This window comes from Hahella chejuensis KCTC 2396 (assembly GCF_000012985.1).
Lineage (GTDB): Bacteria > Pseudomonadota > Gammaproteobacteria > Pseudomonadales > Oleiphilaceae > Hahella > Hahella chejuensis.
Genome location: NC_007645.1, coordinates 5162960 through 5176922, shown reverse-complemented (window position 1 = coordinate 5176922; position 13963 = coordinate 5162960). Strand labels below are relative to the sequence as shown.

Below are 13963 nucleotides of genomic sequence, written 5' to 3'. Positions count from 1 at the left end.
GGATAACAGTTGGGCTAATGGGAGAGAGGGGCAAAGTCAGCATGAAAAAGTCTGCAACCAACAACGTATTTAGCTCTTATGAGTTAGAAGTGCGTAAAAAGTTAAAAGGGTCCGACACTCCATATCTAGGCCTGATTGACGGTTTGATATCTCAAAACACTCAAAAATTTGTTGAAAATGCGCTTGTTAAGGCTGGTGGTAATCTAAAAAATTTTGAGAAAGGTTTGAATATAGCTCCTGCGCTATTTGTGAGTTATCTAAGTCATTCCCTTCGCAATCATTTAGGCGCGGATACCTCTGCAATTTGGGGTTGTATCAATTTGGCCATGGGGAGGAAGGCGGAAGCAAGCCAAACCAATGAAGAGCGCCGGTGTTTATGGCTAGCGTTTCGAAAGGCATGTAAAAAGCTTGAGCTGCCCGTTTCAAATCGCCTGTTTGGTCCTCGGTATATGGTTGATGCTTATTTGGAGCAGGCTGGAGTTCCAGAGGCAAGCCTACCTGACCTCATGGGCCAATTGGAGCGGTACGCAAGGCGCTATGGCTTGCCTGAGCAAGATGATATCACAGCGCAGCTAACCTGGTATGAGAGTTTCAAGAAGGCGTTAAAGTCATCATTTGGTAAACAGAATGTCAGAGCATTGCTAAATGACAGCCAAGGATATTACTTACGGCGGTACTTGGACGAAGCATACACGAGCGAAGAGACTTCCGAGGATACATTATCTGTCGCCATTTTCCCTCAGTTGATGTTGGATGGTGATGAGATCTATATAAAATTGCCAAAACTTGAGGATGGAGTCGCTTGGGAAATTGAGATGGACGGTAACCGGGAAGTGATCCTGGTTAAAGACAAAGAACAACGATACTACTTGGAAAGCTTGGCGACCAAGAACATCAAGGTGACTTACGAAAGTGGCCCTCCTTTTGAATTTCAGCTATGGCACTCCGATAGAGATAATCAATTTGCTATTTTTGATGCAGACACAGGCGCGCTGGTAGGTAGCCATTGTTTAAGTGAAGATGGAGCCGTATTTTCGCCTGGACAATACATAATGCTGTCCCGATTTGACATCAATGATACTTGGATCACTCTAGATCAGACCTACCAACAAGGCTTTTTCCTTGGCTTCTTTGAGCTCGTGTCTGGAGACAATAGGGGGATCAAGCGTGGGCCGGTTACCTTTCTGATCCATACCCATGACGAGGCAAGCATTTTATTTGAGGGTGACATAGTCGTACCGCACTCAGGGAAAAGCTTTTACTGCTCAGATGGCCTCTGTGTAAACATAAAAATCCCAGGTGAATGGGAACCTCGTGTTAGTAGTTACGAACTGGAACTCTATACAAGTGACGGTGAAGCCTCCCACAGGCACACGCTGAGCATCGAAAATTGCTCAGCATCCGTAAACCTAGATTATTGTAGTTTGGATTGGTGTGCGGGTTTTAAACGCGTTATTGCGGTTGTTCGGAGGCACGGTGAAAAGCGGGTTTTGGCCAGACAAAGTGCATTGGTGTGGTGTGGCCTTAAGCAGTACAACAGTGGATTTAGGCTGGATATTAAAGAGCTGCCTACCGATAATTCAATTGATGTGGACTCTTCCAATAACATCAGAATTGATACAGATTCAAAGTCACTTGTCGTCATCGATCCAGACCTACCCTTTGTCGAAGTATGTTTCAATATAACAAATCGTCAGAAGACAACTATTAAGTTTGCTCTTCCTGGTACCTTTATATACATCAGCGATTTGAAGGATGGGTTTCGACAGGAGCAATTGCTACCATTGGGGAGCACATTATCCTGCAGCTACGATGACACCCGCCGTATAAGGATCTTTTCTACTGATGAATGTCAGGTAAAGCTCGGATCTCATATCCTGCACCACCGTTTTGATAAAAAACGGTGGTTTAAAACAAGTTTGACAGCGCTTTTGGATAAAGTCGATCGTGATCAAAATGCCTTAACATTATGGTGCTCGGGATATCCAACCCTTCTTCTGAAAATAGTATCCCCTCTCTATGTAGAAGATTGGAATATAAAATCTAGCACGAGAAATCTCGAAATATCATTTTGTACACCAGCAGGATTTTCGCAGGTTGATATTCACGCAACCAACTTAATGAGTCGATCAGAGCAGTTTGTCTCTCTTAATGTGCATGATACTTCAACAAGCCAATATGGGCAGTTTGGTGGGATGCTGATACATCAGGATGCAGACACGAAGAATCAGATGATAAGTTTGGATATTGAAAATGTACCTGATGGGCTTTGGCTATTGGAGTTTAGTGGTTCGATCGAAGGTAAATGGGGGCGATTCACCAACCAACGGCATGATCATCTAGGTGCTGGTGTAATAATAGAAAGAGGGCACATCGTTCCATTTACCAACAACTACTTTACATCGCTACAGACTCAGTCCAGCAACGACAAGCAACAGCTTTTTGAACTTACGAACAGGATTCTGAAAAAATGCTTTGAACTGAATTCCTGGCAATCGATGCATTGGATCAAAGATATCTGGGCTTTCTTACTTAATGACCCAGATATCATCAATCCAGATCAATTAAGTCGAGTATTAAGCATTTCACATTACCGGGCGAGAGAAGAGGATTCCCCAAGTTGGGTACCGCAAGTGCATATAGGGGGGTTTAATCCAGATATCTATTGCGGGCCATCAAAAAGCTATAAGCGAATAGACGCACAAAATAGCGTCCGTTTAAAAAGTATGAAAGTGATTGGGGAAGCCGGTAATTCTCTGGTCAACACCCTGAGGACAGAGCTCCTGGATGTAGCTTTAGTAGCAGCCTTTGAAAATCGTGGCGCTATCGTTACAGAGCGAGCTTCCCCGAGGAACCTGTCGATTCAGATTGTGCAAGCAATGCTACCCAGCCTTTTCAGTGAGAGCCAATTTAAATCACTTGTAGCAGGTGATTTGATACCGGCTCTGGGTGATATGTTGGGTGGTCGCCATCTGGCCTACTGTCAATATGAGTTTTTAATGAAATCCAGATCATCGCAAGTGGGCAATGAGTTCAATCGTCCTACCCTCAACAGCTTGTTATTTAGATTTATCCGTGAGCATGAAAATAACGTTCCTGTGCTAATCCCTGAGGACTATTTCGAGTATGAGAACGAACGGAATTTGCTAATAGCCGCATGCAGTTTTAGTTCTCTATTTGCAAAGCAATGTAGGTCTGTCTTTTGGGAAAGTCGTTCCCTGAATGAGTTCTGCGCAGAGTTGACACAATACTTAGTTGATGGCGCCAAGCTAGAGAATATTCTTAGCTACTACCTAGGCGTTTCTGGAAACCTATTTCATTACTTCTTACTGTTGTGGGATGTTTACTTTATTTCTCGCCAGCAAGCCAGCGTAACTATGGAAGGTATTTAAATGAGCGAAGCAAATCCGTTAGTACTCAAGAACAACCTGGAAGAGACGTTGCGTAGATATATTTCCACTACCGTACCAATACATTCCAGATACCCCGAATTATCGAATACATTTTGGGCAGCCTTAAAACAAGAGACCCTAGTTAAGGGCCCATATATTGAATCCGTACCAGACTTTGAAAAAGGCCGTCCGCTAAGGGATTTACTCGTTAAGCATGGAGGCTTTATGCATGATGGGTTGGAGGCCTTGGGGAAAGACATCCTAGATAGGAAATTACACCTCCATCAGGATAAAGCACTAACCAAGTCATGTTCAGAAGGCGAGAACCTCGTAGTCGCAACGGGAACCGGGTCAGGTAAAACTGAAACATTCCTGTATCCAATTGCCGATACCCTGCTAAACGACCCGGAATTCGATGAACCGGGTGTTAGAATCTTACTCGTTTATCCTATGAACGCCCTGGCAAATGATCAGTTGAACTTTCGAATTGCACCACTATTTGGCAAAACTCTTAGAAAACACGGAATCACGTTTGGTCGATTCACCGGACAAACCCGAAAGCATGTCTCACGATCAGAAGTAATTCAGGGAATGCTGGAAAACGTAAAGCTGGATGAGGAGTTTGACGGAAATATACCTGATAATTGGTTGGTCACCCGTGAAGAAATGTTGGAGAACCCTCCGAAGATTTTAGTGACAAACTATGCCATGTTGGAGCATCTATTGTTATTGCCCACAAACGCTCCTTTGTTTAGCGATTGTAAACTTAAAGCAATTGTATTGGATGAGGTTCATACCTATTCCGGAGCGCAAGCGACGGAAGTTGCACTTTTATTGCGGAAGCTTAAGACCAGGCTGGGGCTGGAAACACCTGTTCAGTACTTTGCTACCAGTGCCAGCTTGGGGGACTCACCTGAATCAGAGGGGAATCTGAAAGAGTTTGCCGCTCGCTTGTTTGGTGAGGCTCGACCAGAGATTATTCGGGGCAAGCGTGAGACGCATCGAGATCTACAACGCCAGTCATCAAATAAGTTTAGCCTGGATGCGGATGCTTGGATAAAAGTGGGATTAGGGTTTAAACAATTTCTATATGAGAACAAAGCCAATGACGATCAAAATGGATTTAATTTTGTAGGCTGCCTAGAGGACGCTGGGCTTGATATTACCGATTTAATCCCAAGAGAACTCTTGGATAAGATTGAAAAAGCAGATGGAAATACAGAGCTGGAGCATGCACTGTTTACTGCGTTCGCCAGTAATGACGAAATACAAATGACTGCTGATGTGTTGCAGGGGGGCGTTATCGACTTTGGTGAGCTAGCAGAATCAGTATTTGGACCTTCGAATCTGAATATTGGAAATGCCTTAACCGGTTTGGTCCAAGTGGGAATGTATGCCAAGTCACCCGTCGATAATTTTCCATTGTTACCCTGTAAGCACCATATTATTGCCTCGGCAATCGAAGGCTCCTGCGTAACATTGGCAAGTAATGCAGAAGGGTTTGGTTATCTCGCCTTAAGAGCACACCATCAAACAGATCAGCATATTTATTATCCCTTGCTCACCTGTCGACAGTGTGGGCAGCCCTATATTGAGGGATATCACTACAATTCGAAACTACACAATCGCTACCCAAGCGCGTCTGCTACTGCCCATAGGCGAATTTTTTGGTTAGGGGAACCGAGTTCGAATGCAATTTTTGATGAAGATGACGAAGCAGAGCAATCAGCAGAGCAACAATGGCGGTCGCTGCATATTGATCCGTTAACCGGCAATATTCTGAACGAAGGTGGAGTAAGACTTTTCGAACTCAAAACCGAAGAGGATGAGTTTGACCGCACTCATTATCTCACTCACTGTGCAGCCTGCAATGCCACAGCCTCAGGATCTAATGCTGAGATCATCAGTCGGTTTTACCCTGGTAATGAAGCTCTATCCAGTGTGATAACGCAATGTGTGCTTGAAGCATTGCCACCGCAGTCACTTAACCAGCGACCTGCTGCTGGCAGGAAACTATTAACATTTTCAGATAACCGTCAGGATGCAGCATTCTTTGCACCCTATTTTGAACGAACCGCTAATGATTTCGCTCATAGGTCCGCTATTGTAGAGGCCCTACGAGCGGACAGTGCTCCTGTTCCCTTGGATACTTTGGCAAATAAGGTTAGAGCCTTATGGGATAAGCGTAATTGCTTTGCCTATCCGGATGCTAATGGTGACTTACGAGATTATTTTGATGATGTAAAGGACATCTTGACTGGTAAGTTGGGGGCTGAGTTCTGCACCCCTCCGGGGCGCAGGGTATCTTTGGAGTCTCTGGGGTTAGTAGAAATTTCATATAAAGATGAGAAGTTGGATCGGGTAATTCGTGGTCTGCTGAAAGAGTTCGATGGTATTTCCAAGGAAGATATACGCAGCCTGTGTTTAATTTTTCTTGAGCATATCCGACGTAGTAAGGCGATCACCAATATGCCAAATAACCCAGATATGAACAGTGCTGCGATTTGGGGGGAGCGATATACAGGCATAAAGTTGTTTGAGTATGAGAAGTCTGGTTCAGAGGTCACTCATTCTTGGACGACCCAATTGGGGAGTACTAGGAACAACCGACGTACTTGGTACTTGACCAAGCAGTTAGGCTGGACCAAAGAACGTAGTCAGGCGTTTTTGAAATCAATGTGGATGCTACTAACCAAATCAAAGGTGTTGGTGAGTAGTGGAGCTGGCAAGGCCCTGGATGCTTCTCTGATTCTGCTTTCAGATGGTGGCAAAAAGTCCTTGTTCAAATGCAACTCCTGCGGACTCAGACAGCGCCATGTGGTGAACGGCAAGTGTACATCATTTGGGTGCACAGGAGAGGTTGAGGTCTGCAATCCAAAAGAGTTCAGTTCTGAACGTAACCACTACATTCATTCCTACACTGAAATACAGTCTCAGGTGGTCAGGAGCAGAGAGCACACAGCATCGCTCTCGACAGAACTGAGAGAATTCATTGAATCTGAGTTTTTCGATTCAAAAATAAATGTGCTTAGCTGTACGACCACCATGGAAGTCGGTGTGGATTTGGGAGATCTTGAAGCGGTTGTGAATCTGAATGTGCCACCAGGTATTGCCAATTATCAGCAACGCACCGGGCGGGCCGGACGTCGGGCGCAAGCAGCACCTTTTTGTGTAACGGTTGCCAGAAACTCCAATTATGATCGTGTGGTGTTCGCGAACTTTAGGGAATACCTGGAAAGGTCTCCAGCTGATCCTTCCGTATGTCTATCAAATAAGACAATCTTTCAGCGCCATCAAATCTCCGTATTGCTATCAAGGTTTTTCCAGACCAATGTAGCACAAGATCGGCTGAAGGCACCTGTGCTTGCTGATCTGTTTGGCTCAGCAATCATTGACGGCTTTAGCCAGGAGTTTCGCAAAGTATTGCAGGCTTGGTTGGAAACTGATGATGGTAAAGCTGCCTTGAATGAAGCCAATTCGCTAATAAATACACTACCTAAAAACGAGGCTGGGATCTTAAAGCCTCAATTGCAACGTATCCAAGAAGTATTTGTTGATGAGATGGAGAAATTCGCGTGGCTTTGCGAAACCCGCTGCAGTAGGTACCAACAAAAGATGGAGCAAGCAAGACAGAAAATCGCAGGCGGAGATGATAATGCTAGTAAAGAGTTTTCCCGATGGAAACAGCAGCGAGATAGCTATTTGGGCCAATACTTAGTTTCCAAACTATCTGAAAATGGACTGATTCCTACATACAGCTTTCCGATTCACTCACTTTCATTAGAGGTAACCCAGGCTAGAAGAGAATATAAGCATGAATATATAAAATCGGATATAGAGCTTGTGCGTGATGCTTCATTAGGCATATCCGAGTATGCACCAGGTTCTGACGTCATAGCTAATGGCAGGATCTGGCGCAGTGCTGGTTTGGCTTACTCACCCAGGGCATTTATGCCAACCCGAGTGGTATCAATCTGTTCCGACTGTAATCATGCAAATGTTGCTGAATGCTTCGAGGATCGGCTAACAGAGTGTGAGAATTGCCAGCATGTGTTAAATGACCAACCAATCTCTTTCCTACAACCCAAAGGTTTCGTCACCGCACTAAAGGAATCTCGAGGAAAAGATCCCACTACGTCGCGTAAAAGATCCGTTCCCGCAGATGAAGCAAAGTTAATAGTTGTACCGCCGTTTGAAAGCTACATAGATACTGATCACTCTTTAGTCAAAAAGACGTTTATGTCTGCATACTCAGATTGTGGATTAGATGGGAAGCTATTCGTTCTTAACAGGGGCATGAGAAAGCTCGGTTATTGGCGTTGTAGCTACTGCAACTTTATGACGCCTGCAGATTCATTAGTAAGTCCAAGATCACATGAGGTGCCTCAAACTGGGAAACGGTGCAATAGTACTGCGCGTTTAGAAAGAATCTCTCTGGCTCACGAATACCACACAGATGTGGTGATTTACCGACTTAATCAGCCTGTCCAGATTCCTTTGAGTATTTTAGCAACTGAGGAAGGGGTCGAGCTGAAATCTGGTATCGCGGTTACGCTATCGGAAGCAATGCGGCTGGCGATTGTGGACACACTAAATATACCCGTATCTGAAGTACGTGGTCTCCATCGATTTGAAAATGGTTGCTTAACATTGATTGCTTACGATGGAGTTCCTGGTGGCGCTGGATATGTGAAGCGACTTTTCGACTCTATAGGTTTTTCAGGCTTGTTAAAAAGCATGTTAGAAAGACTACGATGCTCTGCTGCATGCGAATCGGGGTGTGTTAACTGCATCTGCGACTACTCTAATCAGAAGCATTGGGATGCCTTTAGAAGACGGGAAGCTATAGATTATTTAGAGGAACTTTTAGCAGATGTGACCATAAAACACCCTGTGCAGAAGCTGGGCGCGGTGTTGGATTCGAATGCGAGTCTAGCAGCACTAGTTGACAGCTGGCAGGGATATAATGAGGTGACGCTAATATTGCCTCATCTAGTCGATGATGAATACAGCCAAGTCTCACAAATTTCATGGATTATTAATCTATTAAGTACGACAAAGATTAAACTACTATTGCTAAATCCATTGCCTGAGAGATTTGAGAACACTTCGACATCACTTAGGCGAGCAATAGAGGTACTGTTGCCATATATTAAAGACGGTGCTTTATCGGTTTCATATTTATCAACAAGTCTTAACGATTCTGAGTTATTGTGCCTTCCACTTGCTATGGCCAATCCTTCTGATGAAGGTGGCAAATTGTGGTTTTGCGAAAACCGTCTAACTTCACTTAATGTCCACTCTTTAACTGGAGAAATCTTTAAACTATCTCCTTCCAAATTTTCGAAAGTGGTTGAAAGTTTACTAACTGATTTCGACAACAATAGTTATGAAGCTAGCTATTTCAGAGCTCGGGCACCTATCAATGTATACAAATACAATGCTGGGGATCGTAGAGACTTTGAAGACGTATTCGGTTGCATGCGGGGCAAGTTTGTTCAAGCGATGACTATTCGAGACCCCTATACTGCTTCATCAAATACGCTACGATTTCTAAAGGTCTTGGCTGCAAGTATTAAATCACTTGCCCAAGACATTGAACAGACAACAGTCGATTGCCGTTTGATGGAAGATAGCGATGACTATCGGGAGTACGAACGATCTGTAAAACAGGTGTTAGAGATTGAATGTGGCCTGAAGAACGTTCTCGTGCAGGTTTTCCCCGTAAGAAAAAAGAAAGACTTTCACGATCGTCGAATTATTTTTACTTTACTCGACAATGATGGGGCAAGTGAAACGGTGGTCTATGAGCTGAGTGGCGGTATTTCAAATTTGATGAACGAGGGCTATGAGTCAACAATTACTGTGTATAAAGTAAATGAATTCGGCAAGATAATCTGATTAACTTGGGCCAACTGAACAGCCGGACTGGTAGCGAAGACCCGATAAATCAAGCCTATTGATATATCGGGTCTTTTTCTTTTTAGGCTGGTAGGTTTTAACTTATTTCTGCCAAACTTATGTTTCCCGGGTTACCATAATTTTGGCAAATGCTAAAACTATGGTCACTTTCCCTGTCTGATCGCATTACGATAAATTTGATTAATCTGAGAATGCAGTTCAGATATCCACACATCCTGTGGATATCTCTTTGGAAAACGATGGGAGCCCTTTGTTGCGTAGGGATTGCGGAGATTTTGGTATTTTATGATCAGTGTGTTTTTTAGACTGACTGCCTGTCTCTTTTCCATCCAACGGCATAGGTTGCAATATCCGGAGGATTTGGAAATGATTCAACCCGGATAAAACATTAAGGAGACGCTGTTGTGAAACCTGTCGCTGAAGCCTGTTTGCGGAATCAGGCCCCGATCGCGGAAGCGGTGCGGGAGCCGTTCGCCGATGTGACAACCGTATTGGAAGTCGGCGCCGGCACTGGGCAGCACGCGGTGTATATCGCCGAGCGCATGCCTCATCTGCAATGGTTGCCGACGGATTTGGCGGAGGCCTTGCCGGGGATCTTCGCCTGGGTGGAGGAGTCGGGACTGGACAATCTTTTACCGCCAAAAGCGCTGGATGTGACGGCTGGAGATTGGGGGCTGACTGAAACCTTCGATGCGGCTTATACGTCGAACACGTTGCATTTTATCGGATGGACGCCTGTCGAAGCTTTGTTTGCGGGCGTCGCCAAGCGCTTGCGCGCGGGTTCTCCCTTTTGCGTTTATGGTCCATTCAATGAAAACGGAGCGTTCACCAGCCCGGGTAATCAGGGGTTGGATGAGTGGGTGAAAACCCGAGATCCTGACGCAGGTCTGAAAGATCTGGCGGATATCGAAGCGCTGGCTGTGGGCTATGGTTTCAAACTGGAGAATCTCAAACGGTTGCCAGCGAACAATTTGTTGCTGGTGTTCCGGTTCGATAAGTGAGGGGGAAGGCGCCTGCGGCGGGAGCGCCGGCAAGCGTGGGTCAGTCTGGCGAGTCCAGACGCAAGCGGGCGCCGATGGCGTCGTCGGAGGGGATGAAAACCTGCTCCTGCGGCGTCAGCAGTTCCGCGTAGCGATCCGGAGTAGCCTGAGCGCGTTGCTCAGCGATGAACTCTCTGAAGTCGATGACTTCCAGAATTTCCTCTTTACCATAACGGGCGAGCATGTCTCCACGTAAGCCCAACTGAATGGCGCGACGCTCGCATTTGGCGCCGTTCGGCGTATGATCCGGGTCCCATTGCAGACGCACGTTGGAGTTTTGCACTGCCTCTTTCCAGGTTTCCTGTGTTGCGAACTCCTCGGGATTGTAGGAAGAGGGAACCGCCTGGCTCAGGATGTCCTCGAAAAACTGACGGCGTATTCTCAGGCCCAGCACAACTTCCTGGCCTTCCTTCATGCCCCAGCCGCAACGATACATCATCCACAGAAAGTTGGGTTTAATCCAACTCATGCGGGAGTAGCTGTATGCGCCGCCGAAACGCCCGTGTTTGATGGCGTACTCGCCGATTTCCGGTCGATAGGCCTGATAAACGATGAGCGTGTCTTGATCCTGGTGAGCGAGAATATGTCTGCCGCTGGCGGGCCAGAGAGAGGTTTGTTCGAGGTAGGGGGTGGTTTTAATATCTTTGATTTTCATTATTCACTTCCTTAGTGATGTAGTTACTTCTCCTATTGCCGGATATAACCGGCGGTGAGAGCGCACATGGTAGCCGAAGCAAAGGCGCGCGCCAACTGCGGCGCCTTCACTTGATCGCGGCTCAGACTCCCGCTGCTTTCTCCAGCTCGGCGATGCCCTGCTCGATATAGTCCAGCAAACGCTGCATGGAGGGCAGGGTTCTGCGGCAGGCGGTGAAGCCGAACTCCAGCTGATCCCGATAGCTTACCAGCGTAATGTTCAACGCGGCGTAATCCACCGGAATCGACACCGGATACATGCCCTCCAGACGCGCTCCGTTCCAGTACAGCGGTTTGTTCGGGCCGGGCACGTTTGAAATCACCACATTGAACGCCTGCCATTTGGGGGCCAGTCCGGTCAGCAGATTCAAGCCGGAGGGAGCCAGAGTGAGCGCGGTGTAATTGACCGCTTCCTCCGGCGTCATCTGGCGAAAACGCTCTTTGGACTCCCGCGCGGACGCCTGCGTCAATTCCAGACGTCGCACCGGGTCGGCGATGTGAGTGCCGAGATTAGCCAGAATCATGGCGATTTGATTACCGCTGTCGCTGTCATCCTGGCGGATGGACATGGGCGCCATGGCGATCAAAGGCTGATCGGGCAACGCCTGACGGCTGAGCAAATAATTGCGCAAGGCGCTGCCGCATACCGCCAGCACCACATCGTTGACCGTGGCCTGGAACGCTTTGCCGATGGCTTTGAAACGCTCCAGTGCGTAGGACTGGGCGGCGAAACGACGCGAGCCGGTAATGCGTTGATTGAGAATGCTCGGCGGCGCGCGGAAGATCAGGCCGGCGTCGCTGTCATCCCGCGCTTTCAGCAGGTTTTTACCAAGTTCCCTGATCAGCGTGGGGACGGTGGCGAGTTGTCTGCCGGCGCCTTCCACCAGTTGCGACAGGCTGTGAACCAGATCGCCTGCGGCGGGCGCCTGGGTTTCGCGCGCCGGCGTGACGTCTTTTGAAATCGCCCAGATTGGCGGCATCTCTGTCGCAGTGGGGTCAAAGGAGTAAGACTTCACGCACATGCGCATGGCGGCGACGCCGTCCAGCATGCAATGGTGCGCTTTGTAATACACCGCGAAGCGGCGGCCGCGAATCCCCTCAATGAGATGGCACTCCCACATGGGACGCTCGCGGTCCATCAGGTTGCTGTGCTCTGCGGACACATGCGCCAGCAGCTCTCTGATGCGGCCGGGCTTGGGCAGCGCTTCGTGGCGGAAATGATGCTCAAGGTCGAACTGAGCGTCGGTGTCCCAGTAATAACGTCCCCAGCGCTGGCGCAGGCGACGGTTGAACGGCGCTTGTGGCGTGGCGTAGGCGCGTAATTGCTGCGCCAATTCCGTCATGTACTTGGCGTCGGCGTCGTCGGGGAAACTGAAAATATGAAGGCCGCCGACATGCATAGGCTGTTGGCGTTTTTCCAGCCAGAGGAATATCTGGTCGACTGGACTGAGTGGGGTCATAACGTCTACTTCCTGGTGTGATGTGCTTTTTAGTTGTTATACAAGTTCGTTGTTATTGAATTTAATTGTCGCTACAAATTAATTGCCACTACAAAGTCTGTAGCCCACTCACGGAGCTAAAGCTAAGTCTTTGAGGCGGTTCAGTTTGGCGGAAGCCGGAACGGCTGACAACCGCTATCGCAGCCCGCAAGCGGCTGGATGTCGCTTGCGGGAAAACAGGTGGCTGGTGGGGCGTCAATTTTTAGGCTTGAAAGGATCGTTGCCTTCTTCGTTGTCCTCTTCAAATTCCTGCAGACTGAGAGAAAAACCGCCGCTGGGTTTCTTGGCGGCCAACTCTTCCGGACCTGAGTCCTCGACTTTCTCATCGCCCAGACTGGCGGGAACCTCCACCCCTGCGTGCAGTTTGATGCGCAGGCGCAGGTTGTTGGCGGAGTCGGCGTTTTTCAGGGCTTCCTCCACGCTGATCTTTTCCTGCTGCACCAGCTTGAACAGAGCGGCGTCGAAGGTCTGCATGCCTATGTTTTCCGACTTCTGCATGATCTCTTTGATGCCGTCGATATCGCCCCGCAGGATCAGCTCGCTGACCGTGGGCGTGCCCAGCAGAATCTCAATGGCGGCGGTGCGCTTGCCGTCAATGGTGGGCACCAGTCGTTGCGACACGAAGGCCCTTAAGTTAAGCGACAAATCCATCAGCAACTGGTTGCGGCGCTCCTCTGGGAAAAAGTTAATGATGCGGTCCAGCGCCTGGTTAGAGTTGTTGGCGTGCAGGGTGGAGATACACAGATGTCCGGTTTCCGCGAAGGCCAGGGCGTGCTCCATGGTTTCCCGGTCGCGGATCTCGCCGATCAAAATGACATCCGGCGCCTGCCGCAGGGTGTTTTTCAGCGCATTGTGGTAACTGCGCGTGTCGACGCCCACTTCGCGCTGGTTGATGATGCTTTTCTTGTGTTTGTGGATGAATTCCACCGGGTCTTCGATCGTGATGATGTGGCCGCCGCTGTTGCTGTTGCGGTGGTCAATCAGCGCCGCCAGAGAGGTTGACTTGCCGGAGCCGGTGGCGCCGACGAACAGAATCAGCCCCCGCTTCGACATCAATACTTCTTTCAGGATAGGGGGCAGCCCCAGGCTGTCAGCGTTGGGAATATCCGTCACGATATTACGGGCGACGATGGATACTTCATTTCGCTGCTTGAAGATATTGACCCGGAAACGGCCAACCTGAGGGATGCTGTACGCCAGGTTCATTTCCAGCTCATGGGCGAATTGCTCGCGCTGCTCTTCGTCCATGATGGCGTTGGCGATTTCCATGATTCTGCCAGGTGGAAGGGGCGTCTTGTCGATAGGCTTCAATTTGCCATGAAACTTGGCGCAAGGGGGCGCGCCGGTGCTCAAGTAGAGATCGGAGCCGTCATTCTTGGCCAGAACGGTCAGATACTGGTTGAATTCCATGCAGAAG

At 48.2% G+C, this 13963-nt stretch carries 6 protein-coding genes; 3 read left to right on the top strand and 3 right to left on the bottom strand.

Going from position 1 to position 13963, the window contains the following annotated elements; genetic code table 11:
• Window positions 1-41: 41 nt before the first annotated feature.
• The 3 genes from HCH_RS22565 to HCH_RS22555 all read left to right on the top strand — a co-directional run bounded on the left by HCH_RS22565 (window position 42) and on the right by HCH_RS22555 (window position 10315).
• Window positions 42-3392, top strand: coding sequence for a hypothetical protein (locus HCH_RS22565; protein WP_011398772.1), 3351 nt, complete (start codon window positions 42-44; stop codon window positions 3390-3392).
• Window positions 3393-9293 carry a DEAD/DEAH box helicase gene (locus HCH_RS22560; protein WP_041598868.1) on the top strand — a complete coding sequence of 1967 codons (5901 nt, stop codon included), beginning with the start codon at window positions 3393-3395 and terminating at the stop codon, window positions 9291-9293. It abuts the gene before it with no gap.
• A gap of 425 nt (window positions 9294-9718) precedes the next feature.
• On the top strand, window positions 9719-10315 hold the full coding sequence (locus tag HCH_RS22555; RefSeq protein ID WP_011398770.1) for a DUF938 domain-containing protein: 597 nt from the start codon (window positions 9719-9721) through the stop codon (window positions 10313-10315).
• Between the two features lie 40 nt (window positions 10316-10355).
• Here the strand turns inward: HCH_RS22555 and HCH_RS22550 are convergent, their stop codons facing one another.
• The 3 genes from HCH_RS22550 to HCH_RS22540 form a co-directional block, all read right to left on the bottom strand.
• Window positions 10356-11009, bottom strand: coding sequence for a DUF4291 domain-containing protein (locus HCH_RS22550; RefSeq protein WP_011398769.1), 654 nt, complete (start codon window positions 11007-11009; stop codon window positions 10356-10358).
• 121 nt (window positions 11010-11130) lie between these two features.
• Window positions 11131-12507: a WS/DGAT/MGAT family O-acyltransferase gene (locus HCH_RS22545; RefSeq protein WP_011398768.1), complete on the bottom strand. Its 1377-nt coding sequence runs from the start codon at window positions 12505-12507 to the stop codon at window positions 11131-11133.
• Window positions 12508-12741: 234 nt separating this feature from the next.
• The gene (locus HCH_RS22540; RefSeq protein WP_011398767.1) at window positions 12742-13956 is read right to left on the bottom strand and encodes a PilT/PilU family type 4a pilus ATPase; all 1215 of its coding nucleotides are present in this window, start codon (window positions 13954-13956) and stop codon (window positions 12742-12744) included.
• Between the last annotated feature and the right edge of the window lie 7 nt (window positions 13957-13963).